The 23,137-nt window shown below is 63.6% G+C and carries 18 protein-coding genes; 7 read left to right on the top strand and 11 right to left on the bottom strand.

All coding sequences use genetic code 11. From position 1 onward, the window contains the following. Positions 1-63: 63 nt before the first annotated feature. The 4 genes from EKG36_RS07310 to asd all read right to left on the bottom strand — a co-directional run bounded on the left by EKG36_RS07310 (position 64) and on the right by asd (position 5,724). Positions 64-705, bottom strand: coding sequence for a phosphoribosylanthranilate isomerase (locus EKG36_RS07310; RefSeq protein WP_126482571.1), 642 nt, complete (start codon positions 703-705; stop codon positions 64-66). Further along, a complete protein-coding gene (gene truA, locus EKG36_RS07305; protein WP_126482569.1) occupies positions 698-1,633 on the bottom strand; it encodes a tRNA pseudouridine(38-40) synthase TruA in 936 nt (311 codons plus the stop codon). Before truA ends, EKG36_RS07310 begins: the two co-directional genes overlap by 8 nt. 7 nt (positions 1,634-1,640) lie before the next feature. Beyond that, positions 1,641-4,343, bottom strand: a complete 2,703-nt coding sequence (locus tag EKG36_RS07300) for a FimV/HubP family polar landmark protein (RefSeq protein WP_126482567.1) — start codon at positions 4,341-4,343, stop codon at positions 1,641-1,643. Positions 4,344-4,611: 268 nt separating this feature from the next. Beyond that, positions 4,612-5,724: an aspartate-semialdehyde dehydrogenase gene (gene asd / locus EKG36_RS07295; RefSeq protein ID WP_126482565.1), complete on the bottom strand. Its 1,113-nt coding sequence runs from the start codon at positions 5,722-5,724 to the stop codon at positions 4,612-4,614. A 270-nt stretch (positions 5,725-5,994) separates the two neighbouring features. Here asd and EKG36_RS20455 point away from each other — a divergent pair, with 270 nt between their 5' ends. From EKG36_RS20455 to EKG36_RS07285, 3 genes are all read left to right on the top strand, one after another. Further along, positions 5,995-7,017 carry a phosphoenolpyruvate carboxykinase (ATP) gene (locus EKG36_RS20455; RefSeq protein ID WP_185827507.1) on the top strand — a complete coding sequence of 341 codons (1,023 nt, stop codon included), beginning with the start codon at positions 5,995-5,997 and terminating at the stop codon, positions 7,015-7,017. Further along, complete coding sequence (locus tag EKG36_RS07290; protein ID WP_185827506.1) at positions 7,007-8,224, top strand: nucleotidyltransferase family protein; 1,218 nt, start codon at positions 7,007-7,009, stop codon at positions 8,222-8,224. Before EKG36_RS20455 ends, EKG36_RS07290 begins: the two co-directional genes overlap by 11 nt. Positions 8,225-8,325: 101 nt before the next feature. After that, positions 8,326-10,029 carry an ABC transporter ATP-binding protein gene (locus EKG36_RS07285; protein ID WP_185827505.1) on the top strand — a complete coding sequence of 568 codons (1,704 nt, stop codon included), beginning with the start codon at positions 8,326-8,328 and terminating at the stop codon, positions 10,027-10,029. 35 nt (positions 10,030-10,064) lie between these two features. Here EKG36_RS07285 and EKG36_RS07280 read toward each other — a convergent pair whose 3' ends face one another. From EKG36_RS07280 to leuC, 6 genes are all read right to left on the bottom strand, one after another. Next, on the bottom strand, positions 10,065-10,337 hold the full coding sequence (locus tag EKG36_RS07280) for a PqqD family peptide modification chaperone (protein ID WP_126482559.1): 273 nt from the start codon (positions 10,335-10,337) through the stop codon (positions 10,065-10,067). A gap of 415 nt (positions 10,338-10,752) precedes the next feature. Then, complete coding sequence (locus EKG36_RS07275; RefSeq protein WP_185827504.1) at positions 10,753-12,645, bottom strand: asparagine synthase-related protein; 1,893 nt, start codon at positions 12,643-12,645, stop codon at positions 10,753-10,755. Positions 12,646-12,650: 5 nt separating this feature from the next. Continuing rightward, positions 12,651-13,124, bottom strand: a complete 474-nt coding sequence (locus tag EKG36_RS07270) for a lasso peptide biosynthesis B2 protein (protein WP_126482555.1) — start codon at positions 13,122-13,124, stop codon at positions 12,651-12,653. A 249-nt stretch (positions 13,125-13,373) separates the two neighbouring features. Continuing rightward, entirely contained in the window at positions 13,374-14,453 is a 1,080-nt protein-coding gene (gene leuB / locus EKG36_RS07265; protein WP_126482549.1) for a 3-isopropylmalate dehydrogenase, read from the bottom strand. Between the two features lie 167 nt (positions 14,454-14,620). After that, positions 14,621-15,274: a 3-isopropylmalate dehydratase small subunit gene (gene leuD, locus EKG36_RS07260; protein ID WP_126482547.1), complete on the bottom strand. Its 654-nt coding sequence runs from the start codon at positions 15,272-15,274 to the stop codon at positions 14,621-14,623. Between the two features lie 3 nt (positions 15,275-15,277). Continuing rightward, entirely contained in the window at positions 15,278-16,729 is a 1,452-nt protein-coding gene (leuC, locus tag EKG36_RS07255) for a 3-isopropylmalate dehydratase large subunit (protein WP_126482545.1), read from the bottom strand. A 167-nt stretch (positions 16,730-16,896) separates the two neighbouring features. On the opposite strand from leuC, the gene EKG36_RS07250 reads away from it, so the two are divergent. Continuing rightward, positions 16,897-17,793 carry a LysR family transcriptional regulator gene (locus tag EKG36_RS07250; protein WP_126482543.1) on the top strand — a complete coding sequence of 299 codons (897 nt, stop codon included), beginning with the start codon at positions 16,897-16,899 and terminating at the stop codon, positions 17,791-17,793. Between the two features lie 109 nt (positions 17,794-17,902). After that, positions 17,903-19,240 carry a hypothetical protein gene (locus EKG36_RS07245; RefSeq protein WP_126482541.1) on the top strand — a complete coding sequence of 446 codons (1,338 nt, stop codon included), beginning with the start codon at positions 17,903-17,905 and terminating at the stop codon, positions 19,238-19,240. A 42-nt stretch (positions 19,241-19,282) separates the two neighbouring features. Here EKG36_RS07245 and EKG36_RS07240 read toward each other — a convergent pair whose 3' ends face one another. Continuing rightward, on the bottom strand, positions 19,283-19,804 hold the full coding sequence (locus EKG36_RS07240; RefSeq protein WP_126482539.1) for a zinc ribbon-containing protein: 522 nt from the start codon (positions 19,802-19,804) through the stop codon (positions 19,283-19,285). 230 nt (positions 19,805-20,034) lie between these two features. Between EKG36_RS07240 and leuS the strand changes: the two genes are divergently transcribed. Both leuS and EKG36_RS07230 read left to right on the top strand, forming a co-directional pair. Further along, positions 20,035-22,617, top strand: a complete 2,583-nt coding sequence (gene leuS, locus EKG36_RS07235) for a leucine--tRNA ligase (protein WP_126482537.1) — start codon at positions 20,035-20,037, stop codon at positions 22,615-22,617. A gap of 19 nt (positions 22,618-22,636) precedes the next feature. Next, complete coding sequence (locus EKG36_RS07230) at positions 22,637-23,128, top strand: LPS-assembly lipoprotein LptE (protein WP_126482535.1); 492 nt, start codon at positions 22,637-22,639, stop codon at positions 23,126-23,128. The last annotated feature ends 9 nt before the right edge of the window (positions 23,129-23,137 follow it).

The following is a 23,137-nucleotide window of genomic DNA, read 5'->3' as shown; positions in this document are numbered from 1 at the left end:
GAAAGACACCTCACAGGGTCGCCAGAAGGGGTGTTGGGGATTGGAAGACGCAGTGGCACGAGCTCAGCCGTCGGCGCGGCGCACCGCCTGCAGAAAGGCCGCCATCAAGGCGGCATCCTTGCGCCCGGGCGCGGCCTCGATGCCGCCGGAGACATCCACCGCGTAGGGCCGGACCACCGCGATGGCCTCGGCCACGTTGGCCGGCGTCAGGCCTCCAGCGAGGATAACAGGTTTTGTCAGGCTTGCGGGGATTCGCGACCAGTCGAAGGTCTCGCCGGTGCCCCCCGGCAGGCCGGGCCGGTAGGCGTCGAGCAGCAGCCCGCGAGACTGATGATAGTCGCCGGCCGCGGCGGACAGGTCGAGGCCGTCGCGCATGCGCAGGGCCTTGATCCAGGGGCGCCCGAGGGCGGCGCAGGTGGCCGGCGATTCCTCGCCATGGAACTGCAGCAGGTCCAGATGTTCGGCCGCCCGCGCCACCAGCTCCGGCTCGGGGTCGACGAAGAGTCCGACCCGAGTCACGAAGGCCGGCACCCGCGCCGCCAGGTGCGCCAGGCACGCGATGTCCACGGCACGCTTGCTGCCGGGCCAGAGCACGAAACCCAGGGCATCCGCGCCGGCGGCCACGGCGGCATCCACATCCTCGGGGCGGGTCATGCCGCAGAACTTGATCCGGGTGCGCCCGGGGCGGTTGCCGTGTTCAGTCATCGCCGCCCTCCCCGACCAGGGCCGCCTGCGCCACCGGGCGACCGCGGCGAAACGCGACCATGGGGCAATCCGGCAGCGACCGCTCCCCGGTCCACTCGCCCAGGAAGGCCAGCAGATTGGGCCCCAGGGGCTCGCGGGGCAGGCCCCAGGCCTCGTCGTAGAGGGAGTCGACGAAGTGCAGGCCACAGGCCGGGGCGGTGACGTCGCCGAGGGTGCGGTCCCTGAGCGCCAGCAGTCGCGCCAGGTAGTCGGCGCCCTGCTCGCCGCGTCCCACGGAGACCAGGGCCCCGACGATGTTGCGGATCATGTGGTGCAGGAAGGCATTGCCCTGGACGTCGACCACCACCAGGGGGCCATGCCGATGCACCTCGATGAAGTGCAGGTGACGCCACGGCGTCTTCGACTGGCAGCCCGCCGCGCGGAAGCTGGAGAAATCGTGCTCGCCCACCAGCACCTGGGCCGCCTCGTGCATGGCCTCGGCATCCAGGGGATCCCGGCACCAGGTGACGTTGGCACGCTCCAGCACCGGCCGGCTGGGCTGGTTGAGGATCACGTAGCGGTAGCGCCGAGCCAGGGCCTTGAAGCGGGCATGGAAGTCGTCGGCCACCGGCTTGACCCAGCGCACGGCGATGTCCCGGGGAAGGTTGGCGTTGACGCCGAACACCCACGCCTTCTGGGAGCGCCGCGCGGGCGGGTCGAAGTGGACGACCTGGCGGGTGGCATGGACTCCGGAGTCGGTACGCCCGCTGGCGTGGACCTTGACCCGGTCGCCGGCCACCCGGGACAGGGCGGTCTCGAGAGATTCCTGCACCGAGGCGGCGTGCTTGAGGCGCTGCCAGCCGCAGTAGGCGGTGCCGTCGTACTCCACCGCCATGGCCAGGCGGCCGGTCAGTGGGTGATGTTCATCGAGCCGTTGGAAAAGGGTCATGCGCACTTCATGGCTGGTGGCGGTCGAGCAGTTCGCGGGCCTCCTCCCTCGCTCCGGCGTCATGGGACTCCTCGAGCAAGCGTTCCAGCAGGATCCGGGCCTCGCGCTCCTCGCCGAGATCGATCAGGTGGCGGGCCTCACCCAGGGTGGCCGTGGAGGATGCCGCGCCGGCAGAGGCCCCATTATCCCCGCCAAGGGGCGGAAACGCCACCTCCTCCACCTCCCAGCGGGAAGGGTCACGGGCCTGGGCGGCCGCATCATCGCTCTCCACCTCCCAGCGGGAAGGGTCACGGGCCTGGGCGGCCGCATCATCGTTCTCCACCTCCCAGCGGGAAGGGTCATGGGCCTGGGCGGCCACGGCGTCGCCAGACGCCTGCTGGCCCCCGGGGGTGAAGTCCACACTGGGCTGCATGGGGGTCTCCTGCCGCACCGGCGCCTTCCGATCGAGAGACGGCGGGCGATAGTCGATGATCTCGCGCCCCTCCTCGTTGATCCGGCTGTCCACCTGGGGCAGCGGCGACTCCTCGTCACCGACCCCACAAGGGTTGGTGGACTCGCTCGACGACTCGGACGCCCCAGGCGCCGCCGGTCCGCTGAACACCTCCTCCCGAGCCGGCTGCCCGGGCTGCGAGTCACGCCCCTCACCCTCGGCACTGGAAGTGACCTCGGGAGGACGATAACGGGCCAGGTCATCGGGATCGCCGCCCTGCATCGGCCGCACCGCCACGCTGGCATCCCCGTCCGTGACGCTGCTCGCCGGCGGGGTAGCGTCATCCTCCCCGTCGGGGGCATTGAAGACCCGCGGCGGAAGCTCGCTGGGCTCCGGGAAGACGGCGCGCTCCCCGGCGGTGGCGGCCGAGGCCGCGGGGGGGGCATGACGGGCCATCAGGCGCTCTGCCTCGGCCCGGGTGGCGGCATCGCCGGCTTCCTGAAGGCGCTGCGCTTCCTGACGGGCGGCGCTGCGGTCCCCCTGCTCGAGCTGCACCTTGAGCAGCTTCAGGCGCAGGTCGTCACGCTCCGGCTCCCGGACCAGGCCCGCCTCCAGTAGCTCGCGGGCCTGGTCGTAGCGGCCATAGGCGATGAAGATATCGGCCTCGTTGATGGCCTCGGCCTCGGGCATGGAAGCCCGCACCGGGTCCGCGGGGGACCGCTCCGGAGACCGTGCCCCCCCCGGCGCGAGGGGAGCGTGCTCTGCAGGAGCATCATCGGAGGGCTCGGCCACCTGCACCTCGCCGAAGGGGAAGACCGGCTCCTCCTCCCGGTGCCGACGTCGGCGCACCAGGGCCCACAGCGCCAGCAGGGCGGCCAGCCCGGCGCCGCCCAGCAGCAGGGGCCGCTCGACGGCGCCCTGGTAAACGGCGCCCCACCAAGGGGGAGAGGCCTCGGCGGGCTCGCTGCCGGGCGGCACCACGCCACCGGCCCCGGCGCCTTCGACGCCTCGGCCGCCGGCCGTCAGCGCCTCGACACGCTGACGCAGGGCGGCGAGCTCACCACGCAGATCACCGACCTCCTCTTCCAGGGCATCGCGCTCGGCCTGCACCGCGGCGAGCGCCTGACGATTCTCCTGCCAACGCCGCTCGAGGCGCAACAGGCGCTGATCCTCGTTCAGCTCGCCATTGCCGGTGATGGCCGCCAGCACGCCGGGATCCAGGCGCCCCTCCGGGGGCGACGGCTGGCTGTTGCCCTGCCCCCCGTCGCCTGCGGCCGCGGCGCCCGCCTCGTGGCCGCCACCGAGGCCGGCGGCCGCGGCCTCCTTCTCGGTGAGCAGCGTCAGGCGCGGGCCGCTGGCGGAAGCATCGACGCGCCGAGTGCTGTCATCCGCCGTCTCGCCAGCCGCCGAAGGGGCCGCCGCGTCCGACGCCGGTGTCTCGGCGCCGGCCACGGTCGCCGGCTCGGCCGGGGCCGTTAGGGGGACCCGGGCCGGCGCTCCACTGCCGCGGTTGGCCCAGGCCTGGTTCATGGCCTGGACGAGGCCGGCCGCCGTGTCGGCCGAACGGGCAACGATGGTCTCGCGGGGCGGCACCACGAGGGTGAACCCGGCCCGCATCTGGTTGATATTGCCGGTGGGAAACACCTCCGGATTGGCCTCCACCAGGGCCAGCATCATCTGGTTCATGCTGATGCCGCTGTCCGGACGCAGGCGACCGGCCACCGCCCAGAGGGTATCTCCGCTGCGCACCCGGGCGAGATCACCAGATGTAGAGGACGCCGAAGGCGTCGAGGGCGCGACGGCCCGGCGGCTCGGGGGCGCTGATGTCGGCGCGGCCTGTGCGACCTGGCGGGAAGGCGAGGAGGCGATCAGTGCCGGCATCGCCGCATAGTCGGGCGGATCGAGCAGCAGAGTCACCTCGCGGAGCTGCCGTCCGCCTGGCCAGTCGAAGCGCAATAGCAGGTCCAGCCAGGGCTCGCGTACGGCACGCTCGGTAGCGAGGTCGAGCACCAGCTGCCCCTGGCGCCGACTGACCTCGAGCCGAACGCTGGCCGCGAGCGGCGTGCGCGTCAGCCCGGCGGCCTGAAAGGCCCCCGGGTCGGCGACCGAGGCATTGAGCAGGCCGGCCTGCAGGCCGGCCGTGTCGGTCAGCGGAATACTGGCGCGCAGCGGCGCATTGAGCGTCGAGCGCACCTCGACATCACCCAGCCCCAGCGCCAGGGCCTGCGAGCTGGCGGCGGAGAGCGAAAGCAGCATGGTGAGCGTCAGCTTGCGTTTCATGGATTCCCTTGCGTCCTGTCAGCGACCATCCCCGGCGATGCGCCGATGTGAATCAATGAGATGGCTTGATATCTATGTATCATATCCCACTCGTTGGCGTGCTACGCATGACGCAGGGCACGCCTCATGCTCTCAACGTACTTCATTCATGTGCGAGATGCCCGCCTCGTCGCCCACGCAACGAAAACGGGGCGCTTCTCGAAAGAAGCGCCCCGTTTTCGGCAAGGAGATCGGGACACCGGGGGCCAAGGCCCCCGGTGACGCGCCGTCACTGCTCGCGAAGGATCTTGAGCATCCGCTTCAGCGGCTCGGCGGCCCCCCACAGCAGCTGGTCACCGACGCTGAAGGCGGACAGGTACTCGCCCCCCATGGCCAGCTTGCGCAGGCGACCCACCGGCACGGTCAGGGTGCCGGTCGCGGCGGCCGGGGTCAGGCCGTCGATCGTGGCGTCCTTGTCGTTGGGGATCAGCTTCACCCAGTCATTGTGCGTGGCGATGCGCTCCTCGATCTCGTCGATCGGCACATCCTGCTTGAGCTTGATGGTGAACGCCTGACTGTGGGAGCGCATGGCCCCGATGCGCACGCACAGGCCGTCGATAGGCACCGGGTTGTCCTGCAGGCCAAGGATCTTGTTGGTCTCCACCGAGCCCTTCCACTCCTCGCGGCTCTGGCCGTTGTCGAGCTTGGAATCGATCCAGGGCAGCAGGCTGCCGGCCAGCGGCGCGCCGAAGTTGTCGACCGGGAAGTCGCCGCCGCGCATGGCCGCGGTGACCTTGCGATCGATGTCGAGGATGGCACTGGACGGATCGGCAAGCTCGCCAGCCACGCTGTCGCGCAGCGCGCCCATCTGGTTGAGCAGCTCGCGCATGTGCTTGGCGCCGGAGCCGGAGGCAGCCTGATAGGTCATGGAGGTCATCCACTCGATCATGTCCGCCTCGAACAGCCCCCCCAAGCCCATCAGCATCAGGCTGACGGTGCAGTTGCCGCCGACGAAGGTCTTGGCACCGCGTGCCAGCTGGTCATCGATCACCTTGCGGTTGACCGGATCCAGCACGATGGTGGCCTCGTCGGCCATGCGCAGGGTGCTGGCGGCGTCGATCCAGTAGCCTTTCCAGCCGCCGCCCCGCAGATCCTCGTAGACCTTCTTGGTGTAGTCGCCGCCCTGGCAGGTGACCACCACGTCAAGCGCCTTGAGGGCCTCGATATCGAAGGCATCCTTCAACGGAGGCACGTCCACGCCGACGTCGGGCCCCGGCTGGCCGACCTGGGAGGTGGTGAAGAAGACCGGCTCGATGCCGCTGAAATCCCCGTCTTCCACCATCCGCTGCATGAGCACGGAGCCCACCATGCCACGCCATCCAACGAAACCGACTTTCAACATGTGAAGTCCTCCAGAAATCGAATGAGGGCCACATTATACATGAGCCAGCCCCATCTGGCAGGGAGGGGGTTAGCCAAGGCCTGCCATGGGGAGCCCCAGGTGCGAAAGGCTGCAGCAATCCTCGCATGCACAGTAACAAGAACCGACTACAATGTTTCATAGTGTAACCAAAACAACACCCCACTCTGGCATCCGAGCTAAGTCCCGTTCCTTTGAGGTCTTAGTACCCGACTCGCCAGCACGAGGCGATCCTGGAGGAGGGCTCACCACATGCATCAGGAAAGGGCTGTTGCTGGCGCATCGTTCAATGCAGAAACAAGACGTAATGAGGTGGATTCGCATCTGGCTTCCTTGCCATACCATTACGCTACCTACGGCCTAGTGGTGAGCTCACAACTGGAGCTCCCGGAGCTTCCAGCAGCCTCCCCTCCCCCCGATTCAGATGTCTCAATCGTTGAGGCCCCTCTCGCGGAAACACTGGATATCCCCCATGTGCAGGAAGGCTGGCTTCAGTATGCGGAAGATTGCTGCCAGTTTGGTCTGGAGGGGGGGACTCGCTTCAAAATCGAGCGGGGGCGCCATATCAAGATCGATCGATCTAGAAGATCGAGGCACTCAGGCGACGCTCGAGACAGGGAGATGCGTCTCTACCTTATGGGTACCGCCCTGGGCGCCCTGCTGCACCAGCGACATTGGCTGCCTCTGCATCTCAGCGCTCTGAATACTCCCTCAGGCGTTTGGGGCTTCACGGGTCCCTCGGGTGCGGGCAAGTCGACACTGGCAGCCTGGCTGCACTATCACAGGGGCTGGCCACTGGTAAGCGATGACGTTGGGGTCGTCAAACCCGGGGAGACACTGCCCTACCTGTATCCCGGCCCTCATCGAATCAAGCTCTGCAAGGATGCACTGACATATCTTGAGCTCGACGGCCCGGAACTGATCAGGGACATGACACGGGGTGCCAAGTACCAGATCGTTCAGCATTGCGGCTTCCAGACAATCGCCCTGCCATTACGCTACCTAGTGGTGCTGGAGCGGAACGATAAGGATAACCAGGTTGAGTTTTACCCTCTGCATGGCCTGGAGGCGTTCCAGGCCATCATGGCCGCGATCTATCGACCGGAGTGCGCCTGGATCTTCAGTGGTCCGGGACACTTGCTTGATTGTGCGACCGACTTGGCACGGAAGATCTCGGTCTATCGCTATCGCCGCCCCTGGTCGCTGCCAAGCATGGAACAGGGACTGGCCCCCTTGCTTGAGCGAATTCAGCATGAAGCGAGTCATGACGGCTGAGAATGCCCTGCTGGACACGGGCCTGCGTTTGTTAATCCTGCTCGCCAGGCTTGAACTCACGGATTCTCAGCGCCTAAAGGCCTTGACGCTCTGCGAGGATATAACCGACTGGTCAGACGTGACACGCAAAGCAGAAAAGCTGCTTGTTCTTCCCTTGGCCTATCAACACCTGCGATCCCTTTCCCCTTCGTCGATAACACAGAAAGGCGTGTATGAAATGCGATGCCAATGCCTGAGCATCATCCATCATAACTTGCAGATCATGGGCGAACAGCAACGCCTTTCTCGCGAGATTCTAGCCCCCTTGCATATTCCATATATGTTCTTCAAGGGTCCTTCACTGGCAAAGCGCTATTATGATGACCCGGCCATACGCTGTTGCCGCGACATTGATCTACTAGTGCCTCAGCAGCATTGCCTGGCCTTGTTGGACTCTGCACTGCAACTAGGCTACCAAGCATATGATCCAGAATACATGTCCCATGAAATCACGAGTCTACAGGTCGCCATTCGCACGAAGACTGTGATGACGCTAATCTCACCTCAAGGCGTACAAATTGAACTGCACAAGAAATTGGATAGGGGTGGAAAGCTTTACCCCACAGAGATTGCAATGAAAGATAGGGAACTACTATCCGTAGGTGGTGAGGAATGCTGGGTCATGCCTACGCCGGAATTGTTCGTATATATATGTCTTCACCACACACGCCACCATTGGTCACACTTGCACTGGCTTGTCGATCTCGATGCCATTCAACGCCATCCAAGCTTTTCCCTGGATTCAGTGTATCGGTGTGCGAAGAAACAGGGGGCATTGACGACTGTCGAAGCAAGCCTGGATCTTTACCATGCCCTTGCCGACGACTCGAAGAGAAACCTTACATTCCTTGGGAAGAATGCAAACTCCTTGCTGAACGCCTTTCATATTGCAGTACAAGGGAGGGAACGGGATGCACCTATAAACCGGGAGTCCCCTCATACACCAGAATTTTCATTCAACTGGCAGACCACCACATCTCATCGGATGTCTTCGAGAGTTTTTAGATGGCTACAGTGTTTCAAACCAGGCTATGAGGATTATCAATCTTGGCCACTGCCCGCTCGCTGGCAATGGCTTTATTACATCACGCGACCATGGCGCGTCCTGATAAAGAGATCTAGTATAAAAGTCAAGAAGAAAAAAAAGATTGAACGCGATCAGTCATGAGCAAGACGCATATATTCCTCTCCCCACTGCGAACCCTTTCCAGAATCCTGCCAATAGTCTGGGCGGGCAGTCGAAAATGGTCTGTGCTAAGCACACTGCTCATGCTACTTGAAGTGGCTTTGGGCTTGACTGTGCTATATCTTCTCAAGCAACTCGCCGATGTGGTCACCGAGCTTGTTTCCCAGGACGGTTCCAATGCTCATGCCGCCCCAGTGTTATGGTACGTTGTCCTGACGGGAATAACGTCTCTCGCATTCCTTGCGACTCATGCCATGTCGAATCTTGCGAAAGAAGCCAATGCACTGCTGGTTGCCGAATATATCGATCAGAAAATTCATTCACGTGCCGTTAGTGTCGATCTCGCTTTCTACGAAAGCCCCCACTACTTCGATACGCTGGAGCGGGCAAGGGAGGCCGGAAATCAGCGTCCTGCACAGGTCATTGGCAATCTGATGTTGCTGATCAGGAGCGGGCTGATGCTGTCGGGCGTCATGCTATTGATCGTCTCGATTCATTGGCTACTGCTGCCAGTATTGATGCTCGCTATAGTCCCGGCAGCAGTAGCTCGACTTTATTTCACCCGTCACCTATACGATTGGCAGCGACGTCGTACCCAAATGGAGCGACACGCAAGCTACCTCGACTGGCTGATGACATCTGATATGCACGCCAAGGAACTACGGCTCTATCAGTTGGGCGACTATTTGAAAGACCATTATGCCAACCTTCGCGGACACATTAGGCGGGGGCGCATGAAAATCAACAAACGACGCACATATGCCGATATCGCTGCGGAGAGCATCGCCACGATTGCTTTTTTTGTCGTCCTTTTATACCTTGCATGGCGGACCTCGCAAGGCAAGAGCAGCGCCGGAGATCTGGTTCTCTTCATGCTCATCTTCCAACGTGCCCAGTCCCTTGGTCAAGAAGTGATACAGCGGCTTTCCCGACTTTACGAGGACCACCTCTACATGGGGCTTATTTTCAGGTTCCTGGACATGAGCCCAGCCATGGTTGACAGTCACTCTCACAGACAATTTCCAGAAAAACTAGTGGAAGGCATTCGCTTCGAGAGCGTAAGCTTTCGCTATCCCCATGCCAATAATTTCGCCCTATGTGAAATCGATGTAAGAATAAAACCGGGACAGATAGTCGCCTTGGTGGGCGCCAATGGCTCTGGCAAGACATCGCTCATCAAGCTCCTGTGTCGCCTCTATGATCCGATCGAGGGACGCATAACAATAGACGGGGTGGACATTCGAGATTTCGACCTGGAAGGATACCGCCGGTATTTTAGCGTAGTCTTTCAGGATTACTCTCACTATGCGGCGACAGTTCGCGAAAACATCCACTTCGGTGACATCAATCATTCCATTTCTATGCCATCCATAGAGATGGCCGCACTAAAGGCAGGGGCGCACTCATTTATCGAGGATCTTCCAGCGCGCTATGATACACAATTGACACGCATGTTTGACAATGGCCAGGAGCTAAGCATCGGTCAGTGGCAGAAAATCGCCTTGGCACGAGCATTCTTGCGAGAATCACAACTGATAATTCTTGACGAACCGACAAGCTCTCTTGACCCTGGCGCGGAGTTTGAGTTTTTCGACACCTTCCGTGAGCGTATCAATCATCGCGCAGCCCTCATCATCAGCCATCGGCTTTCAACCGTCAGAATGGCTGACTACATCTACGTTATGGATAAGGGAAAAATTTGCGAAAAAGGGACGCATGAGGAACTTGTCGGTTTGGGAGGAATCTATCATGGCATGTTCATGAAACAAGCATACCATTATCGCTAACGCCTCTGATAAAAAAATGGTATTGGCTAGTGCCTTCATCGAATCATGATCAACCCTTCCATTTCAAGTTGCTTCATAAAGCAAGACACCTCACGCTCACATGTCTCTTGATCCACAGAAAAATGCTCGAGAAGCTTATCACATATCGAAGAGATGCTCATTTCCTCTTCGATAAGAGCCCAAATATGACTCCCGACGGCCTGAGTACCATAATATTGACCGCGATCAGCACTGAAGAAGACTGTATCTTCGTCCAGAACAGAGAAGAGTAATGAGGGATTACGCCGCACTACCGTTGATTTATCCATAGCACGCCTTTCTTGAGGACCTGATCCCGCTCCCTATGACCACCAGTGGCCATCCATGTCATAGGGAACCGCGATGAGCATTGACTAGAGAATCAAGAGCCTGGCACATTGGAGCGACCTGACATGTCCTCGGCGGGCACATTCTGTCTTCCCGAGAGAGTCTGTTCGACGCTCATTGATGTCAGTTCGGGCCTAACCCACTCGCGTTTCTCGCTGTTCCGATCACGCATCTCGGCATCTGATGGCTTTTTCATTTGGCATCCTCCAGTCGTCGAACCTTCGAGCTCTCCCACCCTCAAATCACGACTCAGCCCACTTGGAGAGCTTTTGTAAAATATCGTTACAGAACCATAAAAAGTCAAGAAGCCTGCAATAACCCTAAAGTGATAGTAAGAAAGCATGAAAATGCTAATCATCAACTATTTAACTCATAATACTTCCACAAGTGCCAAACTTGGACAGCGGAACAAAGGGGAAGGAAGCGCAGCATCTGCTCAGCGGACGTCATCTCGGAAGGTGCTTCGCTCATTCTGGTATGCAAGGCCAACATATCCAGCCATCGACACTCGTGCTGGAATGCCCCTCTTGTCGATTCCAACGCAAGGAGTTTCCAGCACTCCCCCCGGACTTTCATTCGCTTGCGTTCATTGACAGTATCGTTCTTGCCAACCTCCCGCGGGAGCACGCCATCGAGAGCGCTGCGATAGAGGCTCCGGGCCTGGCCCTGAAACCACAACAGCTCGGGGGGCAGGCCCAATGTATAGCGCAGCAAGCGAAGGTCTGTTAGAGGATAACGATAGACGATGCCGTGCCGGGCCGACCAATGCGACCAAGTCGACATGCGGCCTTCCAGATGCCCATTTGTCAGCAACAAGACCTGCATGGCGACAGGGTCGGGATACTCTCTCCATGCCGGCGAGCGGTAGCTCAGCAAGCCCGCAAACCGCTCGACAAAGTCAGGCCGGTACAGAAACTCCAGTTGCTCGGGCCTCAGGTAGGGGCTGTAGCGTGCATAAACACTATCGGGAAGAAGGGATAGCAAACACTCCCGCCAAAGGAAACTGGCCCATTTCCTTGGACGATGATAGCCGCCGGCCGCCTTATGAGCGATCGAGAGCAGACGCATCAACTGCCCATGCTTCAATAGATAACCAGGATAACCTCGCACTCCGAAAGTGACAGACTCGTCTCCTCCCCACCCTGAGAGCATGACCCGGGTACCCCGGTAAGCAGCCTGACGCATGACCCCATGCTCCTCGAACAGGTCGGTGGTTCCCTCCAGAGCAATGTCACCCTTGAGATAATCCAGATAGTCCTGGCCCGTGGTCGGTCCGTAGAGACAACGGATATCTTCCCGACGACAGATCTCCTCGATCACCCTGCGTTCATCACGTTTTCGATCAGATAAGGGATATTCGCTCGAGATGGGGGGAGACCAGCTGTAGCACATGTCCAGCCTCCTACCCCTTGCCCGCATCAGGCGACTGGCGAGAATCGTCACCCCTGCAGAATCCAACCCTCCGCTCAGGTGAGAGCCAACCGGGTAGTGCGAGACCAGGCGATCGCTCACCGCCTGCTCCAGCAACTCTCGGAGATGCTCAATATAGTCTTCTCGTCTCGCGTAGCGGATGCTTGGAACGTCACCGGGATGCCAGTAGGCCCGTAAAGATACTCCGTGATGGTCCACGGACATGCAATGTCCGGCAGGCAGAGGATAAACGCCATGAAAGAAACTGCCTTCACGGCAGCCAAATGGCCAGAACAGGTACCCGGCCACACGCGATTCATCGATCTCAAATGCAAGATCCGAAAACGCTTGCAGAGCACGGATATCAGTCGAAAAGACGAAGCTGTCACCGTAAGAGTGATAGTAGAAGGGCCGAGCCCCAATGTGATCTCTGGCGCAGAACAGTATCTGTTTGCGACTATCCCAGAGTGCAAAGGCGAAATCTCCTACGAGTCGCTGTACGCACTCCTGCCCCCAGCGGCGGTATGCAAGCAGCAGAAGCCGGCTATCGGGTGTTTGAGAACGCCAGCCTGACTCAATGGACAATTCATCGCAGAGCGATTCACGATTATCGAGAATGGCATCGGCAACAATCGCATAGGGGCCTTCCACAAGGGGCTGGCGCTCATGTACCGAAAAGGGGGACACATCGAGGCGTTGATAGCCGAGACCGATTCCTGCCTCGACCCGCATGCTGGCACCGTCTCGACCGTAATGGTCCAGTGTCGCCAGCGCAGAGGCGAATGCTGTAGGGTCCACCAACCTTCCGGATAAATGAATACGGCCAAGGATCGCACTCACCGGCATTATCCTTTCGGTGATCGGTAGCGGCGAACAAAGCTGGAGAGCGGAGCATATTGTTCCCCAATCTCACCCAGAACGACCCCAGAACCGATACTCACCCAAGCGTGCGCTTTGAGGGACAGTCGTTGCTTAACGTCCTGCTCGGTCTGGGCTCCGAGCACCAGGCTGCTGGAAATATGTCGACGGCTGAGCATCCACTGAAGCGACATGGCGAGCATCAGACAGGTAAATCGCCTACCTACGCGCTGGTTGATGGCCGTAATCGTCCGGGAGATATCCCTCGCCAGAGCATCACTTTTTGCATCGGCTGACGCAACTTCCCCCATTCCCGGCACTTGGTCACCCAGCCAATGGGACCATGAGCGGAAAGGGAAAATGCGCACCAACAGCCATGCCAGTACCAGCCAGCAGGTGGCTTCGAGGACCAACGCCTGTCGAGAACGAGGTAGATCAATGAAGCGGCGAAGTGTCTTCACGGCGGCCTATCTGTGCAAACCTGACATGGCATATCACATCATAGTCGAGACAGGCTCTGCCCTACCGGACTTTCCGGAATTGCCGATAGGCCCTCTATCAGAGGGCGACCAGACCGGCGTCGCCGGGCAACGTCGTGGGGTCCAGAGCGCCGGACGTGCCCTGGAGGTCACACAGGCCCCTGACGAAAAGGTGAAGGGAGGCGCAGCCGGAGGTTCGGAGCAAGCTGCGCCCCGCGAGGGGCAGACAGGCTAGATGGCGTCGAAGGCCGCCAGCACGGCATCACCCATCTCGGCGGTGGACACGGTCCGCTGGCCCTCGGCGGCGATGTCCGCGGTGCGCAGGCCATCGTCGAGCACCTGGCCCACGGCGGCCTCGATACGCTCGGCCAGCGCGGCCTCGCCCAGTGAGTAGCGCAGCATCATGGCCACCGAGAGGATGGTGGCGAGCGGATTGGCGACGTTCTGGCCGGCGATGTCCGGGGCGCTGCCGTGGCAAGGCTCGTACATGCCCTGGCCGGACGCGTTCAGCGAGGCCGAGGGCAGCATGCCGATGGAGCCGGTAAGCATCGCCGCGGCATCGGAGAGGATGTCGCCGAACATGTTGCCGGTAACCACCACGTCGAACTGCTTGGGAGCGCGGACCAGCTGCATGGCGGCATTGTCCACGTACATGTGGGACAGCTCGACGTCCGGATATTCCGGCGCCAGACGCTCCATGACCTCGCGCCACAACATGGTCACTTCCAGCACGTTGGCCTTGTCGACGGAGCAGAGCTTCTTGTTGCGCTTGCTCGCCATCTCGAAGGCGACCCGGCCAATGCGCTCGATCTCTGCCTCGGAATAGACGTAGGTGTTGTAGCCCACCCGCTGGCCGTCGCGCTCCTCGATGCCCCGCGGCTGGCCGAAGTAGATCCCGCCGGTGAGCTCGCGCACGATCATGATGTCGAGACCGGCGACCAGCTCGGGCTTGAGGCTGGAGGCTTCGGCCAGCTGCGGATAAAGCAGCGCCGGGCGCAGGTTGCCGAACAGGCCGAGCTCCTTGCGCAGGCCCAGCAGTCCCTTCTCGGGACGCTTGCTGATGTCCTCGAGCGTGTCCCACTTGGGCCCGCCCACCGCACCGAGAAGCACCGCATTCGCGGCGCGTGCCCGGGCCAGGGTGCTCTCGGGCAGCGGCGAGCCCTCGGCGTCGTAGGCGGCCCCGCCGACCAGCGCCTCTTCCACCTCGATATCCAGGCCGCGGGCCTGGCAGGCGGCCAGCACCCGGCTGGCCTGGGCAGTGATTTCCGGGCCGATGCCATCGCCCGGCAGTACCAGAATCTTGCGTGTCATCGTGATTCCTTGTGTCCTTGTGGCCGGTCAACCGAGGGGACGCCGGTGGCAAGCCAGAGAGGAGGCCCTAGGCGAGGGATGGGCACACAGCGCCTCCTCGATGGCCCGACACTTCGGGGCCGGCCGACGGCTCAGTCCCATGTTCCGGCCGATTGCAGTATGTATTGTCAGGCTTGCGCACTATCACGGAACAGCCAGGGACGCTCGGCCCGATGCTTGGCCTCGAAGGCCCGGATGGCGTCCTCGTCCTTCAAGGTGATGCCGATATCGTCGAGCCCCTCGAGCAGGCACTGCTTGCGGAAGGCGTCCACCTCGAACTCGAGGATCTCGCCTGACGGCGTGATCACCCGCTGGTTCTCCAGGTCCACGTCAAGCCGATAGCCCTCGCTGGCCTCGACCTCGGCAAACAGCCGGTCGACCTGCTCCTCGGGGAGCTTGATCAGCAGGATGCCGTTCTTGAAGGCGTTGTTGTAGAAGATGTCGGCGAAGCTCGGCGCGATCACCACCCGGAAGCCGAAGTCCTCCAGCGCCCACGGGGCATGCTCGCGTGAGCTGCCGCAGCCGAAGTTGCGACGCGTCAGCAACACGCTCGCACCCTGGTAGCGCGGCTGATTGAGCACGAAGTCGGGGTTGAGCGGCCGCTGCGAGACGTCCTGGCCCGGCTGCCCCTCGTCGAGGTAACGCAGCTCGTCGAAGAGATTGACGCCGAAGCCGGTGCGCTGGATCGACTTCAAAAACTGCTTGGGGATGATCAGGTCGGTGTCGACGTTGGCCCGGTCAAGCGGTGCGACGAGGCCTTCGGTGCGTTCGAACTTCTTCATGGTTCAGGCCTCCTGTACCTGGGCGTCGTCATTGGCGGCAAGCTGCCTCACATCCACGAAGTGGCCGGCGATGGCTGCGGCCGCCGCCATGGCCGGGCTAACCAGGTGAGTACGCCCACCGAAGCCCTGGCGCCCCTCGAAGTTGCGGTTGGAGGTGGAGGCGCAGTGCTCACCGGCCCCCAGCTTGTCGGCGTTCATGGCAAGGCACATGGAGCAGCCCGGCTCGCGCCACTCGAAGCCCGCCTCGATGAACACCTTGTCGAGCCCCTCGGCTTCCGCCTGGCGTTTCACCAGGCCGGAGCCCGGCACCACCATGGCCAGCTTGATCGAGTCGGCCACCTTCTTGCCGCGCGCGACCTTGGCCGCCTCGCGCAGGTCCTCGATGCGCGAGTTGGTACAGGAGCCGATGAACACCTTGTCGAGGCGGATATCGGTAATCTTCTGCTTGGGGGCGAGGCCCATGTACTCCAGCGCCCGGCCGATGCCGTTGCGCGCGGTCTCGTCCGCGGCCTCGGACGGATCCGGCACCTCGCCGCCGATGCCGGTGACCATCTCCGGGCTGGTGCCCCAGGAGACCTGGGGCTCGATCGCGGCGGCGTCCAGGGTCACCACCTTGTCGAACTCGGCATCCGCATCGGAGACCAGCTCGCGCCAGTCGACCACCGCGGCCTCCCACTGCTCGCCCGTCGGGGCGTAGTGGCGGTCGCGCAGGTAGTCGATGGTGGTGTCGTCCACGGCGATCAGGCCGACCCGGGCCCCGGCCTCGATGGCCATGTTGCAGACGGTCATGCGCCCTTCCATGGACAGTTCGCGGATGGCGCTGCCGGCAAACTCGATGGCGTAGCCGGTGCCGCCGGCGGTCCCGATCTCGCCGATGATGGCCAGCACGATATCCTTGGCGGTGACACCGACGCCGAGCTCGCCTTCCACGCGCACCTGCATGTTCTTCATCTTCTGGGCCAGCAGGCACTGGGTGGCCAGCACGTGCTCGACCTCGGAGGTGCCGATGCCGTGGGCCAGGGCCGCGAAGGCCCCGTGGGTGGCGGTATGGGAGTCGCCGCAGACCACGGTCATGCCCGGCAGGGTGGCGCCCTGCTCCGGCCCCACCACGTGGACGATGCCCTGACGAGGATCGTTGATGCGGTACTCCTCGATGCCGAACTCGTTGCAGTTGTCATCCAGCGTCTGCACCTGGATCAACGACACCGGATCCTCGATGCCGGCGTTGCCCTCGGCGCGCTCCTTGAGGGTAGTCGGCACGTTGTGGTCCGGGGTCGCCAGGTTGGCATCGATCCGCCAGGGACGACGACCCGCCAGGCGCAGGCCCTCGAAGGCCTGGGGCGAGGTCACTTCATGGAGCAGCTGGCGATCGATGTAGATCAGGGCGGTGCCGTCGTCGCGCTCCTTCACCAGGTGCTGCGACCACAACTTGTCGTAGAGGGTCTGGCCTGCCATCTCGTTCTCCCGGGCCTGGGGCCCTTTGCGTGTCCGGTCGATCTTTCCGTCTATGCCGTTTGGCGCTTTTCCAGCAGTGTCACGCGGCGCGCACATAAAAGCAATTCATGTTATTTATTAAATAGATTCCTTTGGGGAATACATGACCGACGCCTTGAGGACACACCATGGACACCCAGAGCCTCCAGGCCTTCCTGGCCGTGGCCGACACCGGTAGCTTCTCGCGGGCCGCGGAGCAGCTTCACCTGACCCAACCCGCGGTCAGCAAGCGCATCGCCGTGCTGGAAGGCCAGATCGACGCCCGGCTGTTCGACCGCATCGGCCGCCGGGTGGCGCTCACCGAGGCTGGCCGGCTGCTGCTGCCCCGGGCGCGCCAGATCCTGGTGATGGTGGACGACAGCCGCCGGGCCCTGGGCAACCTGGAAGGCCGCATCGCCGGCAGCCTGACGCTCGCCACCAGCCACCATATCGGTCTGCACCGTCTGCCGCCGCTGCTCAAGGCTTACACCGGCCGGCACCCGGAGGTGCGCCTGGACCTGCACTTCCTGGATTCCGAGCAGGCCTATCAGGGCGTGCTCGACGGCGAGCTGGAGATCGCCGTGGTGACCCTGGCCCCGCACCCGGATGCCCAGCTCGAGGTGGTGCCGGTGTGGATCGACCGGCTGTGCTTCGTCTGCGCGTCCGACCACCCCCTGGCCGGGCGTGGCCGGCTGGGACTGCACGAGCTGTGCGCCTACGACGCCGTGCTGCCCGGTCCGCTGACCTTCACCCGCGGCCTGATCGAGGGGCGCTTCGCCACCGCCGGCCTCACGCTTCCGGTGGCGCTGTCCACCAACTACCTGGAGACCCTGAAGATGATGACCGCCATCGGCCTGGGCTGGAGCCTGCTGCCCGAGCGGCTGGTGGCCGGCGAGCTGGCCGTCCTCGAGGTCGACCACCCGCCGATCCATCGTCCCCTGGGCTACCTGGTGCATCGCAGCCGCACCCTGTCCAATGCCGCCCGGGCCATGCTGGCCCTGCTCGACGGGGCCCGGGAGGAAGAGGCGCGGCAGTGGTCGGGGTGACTCAGCACAAGTCCCGCCGTCTCTTTGAGGCGACCCGGCGCCTTGCTTAGGATGCTATTCTTCTTGCCGCTTTCCTTTCACAGTCGCCCGTCAACCAGGAAACGTCGCCATGCCCGCCCAGACCGCCGATGCGGCCTCGCCCGAGGTCGCCCCCCGCCACGCCCTGGCCGGTCTGGCGATTCTCGCCGGCCTGCTGTCGCGGATCGCAAGCCTGGCCTGGTGGCCTGCCGTCGAGGCCCTGACCGGTCCCGCCCTGTGGCTGGGCACTGCTCTGCTGTGGCCCGACCTGCCGCGGCGCAACCGCCGCCAGGCGGGCATGCTGGCGGGCATGGGCGCGGGGCTGCTGCTGGTCGCGACGGTCGGCTACGGCGCCCGGGTCGACTGGTCCGGTGTGCTGGACGGCAACACCCAGGTGGTGGCCATGCTGGTGGGGGTGAGCTTCATCGGCCTGATCGGCAATCTGCGGGGCAGGCCGCGCCCGCCCGGGCATCCGGTGACCGGTCGCCGGGGACTCGCCGGCACCTGGCTGGGTGTACACCTGCTCGGCACCATCCTCAACCTGTCGACGGTGTTCATGGTCGGCGACCGCCTGGCCCGACACGCCCCGCTCACCCTTCCACAGCTGCTGGCTCTCAACCGCGGGCTCTCCAGCGCGGCGCTGTGGTCGCCCTTCTTCGCCTCCATGGGCATTGTCATGACCCTGGCCCCGGCAATGGACTACGCCACCGTGCTGGCCCACGGCCTCCCCCTGGCGCTGTGCGCGGGCCTGGTGACGATGCTGGAGCTGCCGCGCCGCTTCGACCTCAGCGACACCGCCGGCTTCTCGATGTCGCCGCGCAGCCTGCTGCTACCGGTCGTCATGGCGGCGCTGGTGATGGGCTTCCACTTCGGCCTGACGCCAGAGCTGTCCATCGTCAGCATCATCACCTTCCTGATGCCGGCCTCGGCCCTGGTCACCAACTTGACCAAGGGGCCACGCTGGACCCTGGGGCGGCTGCATCGCCATGCCCTGACGCGGCTGCCGGCCATGCGCGGGGAGATCTCGCTGTTCCTGTGCGCGGGCCTACTGACCAAGGGACTCTCGACACTGGCAAATGCCGCCACCGACGGTGGCTGGACACTGTTCGAGACATACGGCATCAGCGAGGCCATGTTCAGTTTCCTGGCCATCGTGGTCAGCGCCGTGGCCGGGCTGCATCCGATCATCGGGGTCTCGGTGCTCGCCTCGGTGCTCGACCTGGCGGATGGTCAGCAGACGCTGTTCGCCTTCACGGCGCTGGCGGCCTGGGCGGTGGGCACCAGTGTCGGCCCGCTGTCGGGAATCAATCTCTCGCTGCAGGGACGCTACGGCGTCAGCGGCACTCTTATGATGCGCGAGAACCTGCGCTACGCGCTGGTAATGGCCGTTCTGGTGGTGGCCATGATCGCCTGGCTGGCCAGGACGTAGAACATCGGAGACATCGCCCCCTGCGCACAGGGGGCGCGGGGCTCAATCCAGCGGCGCACGCACGAAGTAGCGGTGGCCGCACTGGTGACAGGCCTCGATACGGGTCACGCCCTCGAGTTCGACGATGGCATCACAGTGGGTGCAGGCCATGCGGCCGGGCGCCGCCATCTCGCCGGCCGTGTAATCGGCGCGTGAGGCCTCCAGATCCTCCTCGAGGCGCTCGCGCTCGACCAGGCTGCGGTCGGCGATGGACAGCAGCGACTCAACCACCTTGCGGGACAGCACCGAGAGGTCGATGCCCAGCCAGCTGGCCACGCCCTCGCCTCCAGCGCCCAGGTAGCGACGCATCTCCTTGAGGTCCCGCTCGACCCAGGCCCGCAGCAGCGACAGCTCGTCCCGGGTAAATTCCTCCACCTCCGCCTCGAATTCCACGGCCTCGTCGAGCTCCTTCTGCAGGTTCTCCCGGTTGAGCTCGCCGGCACCTTCCTTGAGACGGGACAGCACCCGCTCGTAGGCTTCCTTCAACCGATGGTCCTGATGCTGCGGTTCCTTGTGCTCGCTCATGCTGGTCTCCTCGTGTCCTCACTGGGCCTGGTGGCCAGGCCACCATAGCCGGGGCCTGCCGTGCTGGGGTATCCTTGCGACCCAACGGTTCTTCCATTTAGACGACATGCCGACGGCGAATCAATGGGTTCCCCGCCTCGACGGGGCGAATCTTGACGCCGGACAAGGCCCGCTGACATGCGCAGCGCCCTGGGCGCTGCTCTCGACTAGCAAGGTACCCGAAGACAGCGATGGACGCACAATACAAGCCCTTTGATATCGAACGCGACGCCCAGCACTACTGGGACAAGAACCAGTGCTTCAAGGCGGTGGAAGACGCCAGCCGCGAGAAGTTCTACTGCCTGTCGATGTTCCCCTACCCCAGCGGCAAGCTGCACATGGGGCATGTGCGCAACTACACCATCGGCGATGTCGTCTCACGCTACCAGCGCATGCAGGGCAAGAACGTCCTGCAGCCGATGGGCTGGGACGCCTTCGGCATGCCGGCGGAGAACGCCGCCATCAAGAACCAGGTGCCGCCGGCGAAGTGGACCTACCAGAACATCGACTACATGCGCGACCAGCTCAAGGCGCTGGGCTTCGCCTACGACTGGAGCCGCGAGTTCGCGACCTGCGACAGCGACTACTACCGCTGGGAACAGTGGTTCTTCACCAAGCTGGTGGAAAAGGGCCTGGTCTACAAGAAGATGTCCACGGTCAACTGGGACCCGGTGGACCAGACCGTGCTGGCCAACGAGCAGGTCATCGATGGCTGCGGCTGGCGTTCCGGCGCCCCGGTGGAACGCAAGGAAATCCCGCTGTGGTTCCTCAAGATCACCGATTACGCCGAGGAGCTGCTGGCGGACCTCGATAAGGTCGACTGGCCCGAGCAGGTCAAGACCATGCAACGCAACTGGATCGGCAAGTCCAAGGGCGTGGAGCTGGCCTTCGACATCGCCGACCACGAGGACAACACCCTCGAGCCGTTGCGGGTCTATACCACTCGGCCCGACACCCTGCTGGGCGTGACCTACGTGGCCGTGGCGGCCGGTCACCCACTGGCCAAGGCTGCCGCCGAGGGCCAGCCAGAACTCGCCGCCTTCCTCGAGGAATGCAGCCACGGCGGCACCTCGGAGGCCGAACTGGCCACCATGGAAAAGAAGGGCATGAACACCGGCTACCAGGCCGTGCATCCCCTCACCGGTCGCCGCGTGCCGGTCTACGTGGCCAATTTCGTGCTGATGGAGTACGGCACCGGCGCGGTCATGGCGGTGCCCGCCCACGACCAGCGGGACTGGGAATTCGCCACCAAGTATGCCCTGCCCATCGAGCCGGTGATCGCCGACGCCGACGGCGGCGCCCCGGACCTCAGCGAGGGGGCCCATGACGACTATGGCGTGCTGATCAATTCCGGCGAGTTCGACGGCCTGGATTTCCAGGCAGCCTTCGACGCCATCGCCGCGAAACTCGCCGAGCAGGGCCAGGGCGAGGTGAAGACCAACTTCCGCCTGCGTGACTGGGGCGTGGCCCGCCAGCGCTATTGGGGCGCGCCGATTCCGGTCAAGTACGGCCCGGAGGGCCAGACCGTGCCGCTCACCGACGACGAGCTGCCGGTGGAGCTGCCGCTGGAGGTCACCGTGGACGCCTCCGGCTCGCCGCTGAAGAAGATGCCCGAGTTCAGTGACCTGGGCGACGGCTGGATCCGCGAGACCGACACCTTCGACACCTTCATGGAGTCCTCCTGGTACTACGCGCGGTTCTGCTGCGCCGACAACCCGGAGGCCATGCTCGACGAGCGCGCCAACTACTGGCTGCCGGTGGATCTCTACATCGGCGGGATCGAACACGCCATCCTGCACCTGCTCTATGCGCGCTTCTTCCACAAGCTGATGCGCGACTTCGGCCTGGTGGTGTCCGACGAACCCTTCCAGCGCCTGCTGACCCAGGGCATGGTGATCGCCGAGACCTTCTATCGGCCCACCGAGAACGGCGGCAAGGACTGGTTCAATCCCGCCGATGTGGTGGTGAAGCGCGATGACAAGGGGCGGCCGCTGAGTGCCGTGCTCGAGTGCGACGGGGCGCCGGTGGAAATGGGCGGCATCGAGAAGATGTCCAAGTCCAAGAACAACGGCGTCGATCCCCAGGCGATGATCGACCGCTTCGGCGCCGATACCGTGCGCCTGTTCATGATGTTCGCCGCGCCGCCCGAGCAGTCCCTCGAGTGGTCCGACGCCGGCGTGGAGGGCGCGCATCGCTTCCTCAAGCGCCTGTGGCGCCTGGTGGCCGAGCACCTGACGGCCGGCGAGCCCGGCGAGCTGGAACTCAACGCCCTCGACGATGCCCAGCGCGAGCTGCGCCGCAAGACCCACGAGACCATCAAGAAGGCCAGCGACGACATCGGCCGTCGCACTACCTTCAATACCGCCATCGCCGCGGTGATGGAGCTCACCAATGCGCTGGGCAAGTGCGAGGACGAAAGCCCGCTCGGCCTGGCCGTGGCCCGCGAGGCCGTGGAGGCCTGCGTGCTGCTGCTCGCCCCCATCACTCCCCACGTCTGTCACGCCCTCTGGGCCGAGCTCGGTCATGACGACCCGGCCATCGACGCGACCTGGCCGGCGCTTGACGAGTCGGCGCTGACCCGTGACACCATCGAGCTGGTCGTCCAGGTCAATGGCAAGCTGCGCGCTCGCCTGGACGTCCCGGCCGATGCCGACAAGGCGGCCATCGAGGCCCAGGCCATGGCCGCCGAGAACGTCCAGCGCCATGTCGGGGGCAAGACGGTGCGCAAGGTCATCGTGGTGCCCGGAAAGCTGGTCAATATCGTCGTCGGCTGAGGGCCGCAAAGGAGCTTCCATGCAGCGCCGTACCCTGCTTCGCCTGAGTCTCGCCGTCGGTGCCTCCGTGGCCCTGGCCGGCTGTGGCTTCCACCTGCGCGGCTACGGCCAGCCTGCCCTGAGCCTCGAGGCACTGGCCGTCGCCGGTCGCGACAGCGACTTCAGTCGGCTGGCCACGGATCGCCTCGAGGCTGCCGGCACCCGGATCCGTGACGATGCCCCCCTGGTGCTGAATCTCGGCGCCGAGGAATTCGAGGAGCGCAGCCTGAGCGTGCTCGATTCGGGCAGCCAGGAACACGAGATGACGCTGCGGGTCCCCTTCTCGGTCCAGCGACGCGCCGATCGGGCCTATCGCCTCGACCAGCAGACCCTGGAAGTCAGCGGGCGCTTCGAGGTCAGCGAGGATAACCTGCTGGCCGGCGACGAGCAGCGCGAGGCGGTCAGCGAGCGACTGCGCCGCGAGGCCGTTCGCCAGCTGCTTGACCGCCTGCGCCCACTCGCCGAGGCATGAAGGGCGTAT

The sequence above is a fragment of the Halomonas nitroreducens genome (assembly GCF_003966155.1).
In the GTDB taxonomy this organism is placed as follows: domain Bacteria; phylum Pseudomonadota; class Gammaproteobacteria; order Pseudomonadales; family Halomonadaceae; genus Halomonas; species Halomonas nitroreducens.
The sequence above is the reverse complement of the archived record's forward strand: the minus strand, read 5'-3'. Positions and strand labels throughout refer to the sequence as shown.

Bases quoted from the DNA above. Each gene is read 5' to 3' on its own strand.
- EKG36_RS07310 (WP_126482571.1), bottom strand. From the start codon at position 705: ATGACTGAACACGGCAACCGCCCCGGGCGCACCCGGATCAAGTTCTGC.
- truA (WP_126482569.1), bottom strand. From the start codon at position 1,633: ATGACCCTTTTCCAACGGCTCGATGAACATCACCCACTGACCGGCCGC.
- EKG36_RS07300 (WP_126482567.1), bottom strand. From the start codon at position 4,343: ATGAAACGCAAGCTGACGCTCACCATGCTGCTTTCGCTCTCCGCCGCC.
- asd (WP_126482565.1), bottom strand. From the start codon at position 5,724: ATGTTGAAAGTCGGTTTCGTTGGATGGCGTGGCATGGTGGGCTCCGTG.
- EKG36_RS20455 (WP_185827507.1), top strand. From the start codon at position 5,995: ATGCATCAGGAAAGGGCTGTTGCTGGCGCATCGTTCAATGCAGAAACA.
- EKG36_RS07290 (WP_185827506.1), top strand. From the start codon at position 7,007: ATGACGGCTGAGAATGCCCTGCTGGACACGGGCCTGCGTTTGTTAATC.
- EKG36_RS07285 (WP_185827505.1), top strand. From the start codon at position 8,326: ATGCTACTTGAAGTGGCTTTGGGCTTGACTGTGCTATATCTTCTCAAG.
- EKG36_RS07280 (WP_126482559.1), bottom strand. From the start codon at position 10,337: ATGGATAAATCAACGGTAGTGCGGCGTAATCCCTCATTACTCTTCTCT.
- leuB (WP_126482549.1), bottom strand. From the start codon at position 14,453: ATGACACGCAAGATTCTGGTACTGCCGGGCGATGGCATCGGCCCGGAA.
- leuD (WP_126482547.1), bottom strand. From the start codon at position 15,274: ATGAAGAAGTTCGAACGCACCGAAGGCCTCGTCGCACCGCTTGACCGG.
- leuC (WP_126482545.1), bottom strand. From the start codon at position 16,729: ATGGCAGGCCAGACCCTCTACGACAAGTTGTGGTCGCAGCACCTGGTG.
- EKG36_RS07250 (WP_126482543.1), top strand. From the start codon at position 16,897: ATGGACACCCAGAGCCTCCAGGCCTTCCTGGCCGTGGCCGACACCGGT.
- EKG36_RS07245 (WP_126482541.1), top strand. From the start codon at position 17,903: ATGCCCGCCCAGACCGCCGATGCGGCCTCGCCCGAGGTCGCCCCCCGC.
- EKG36_RS07240 (WP_126482539.1), bottom strand. From the start codon at position 19,804: ATGAGCGAGCACAAGGAACCGCAGCATCAGGACCATCGGTTGAAGGAA.
- leuS (WP_126482537.1), top strand. From the start codon at position 20,035: ATGGACGCACAATACAAGCCCTTTGATATCGAACGCGACGCCCAGCAC.
- EKG36_RS07230 (WP_126482535.1), top strand. From the start codon at position 22,637: ATGCAGCGCCGTACCCTGCTTCGCCTGAGTCTCGCCGTCGGTGCCTCC.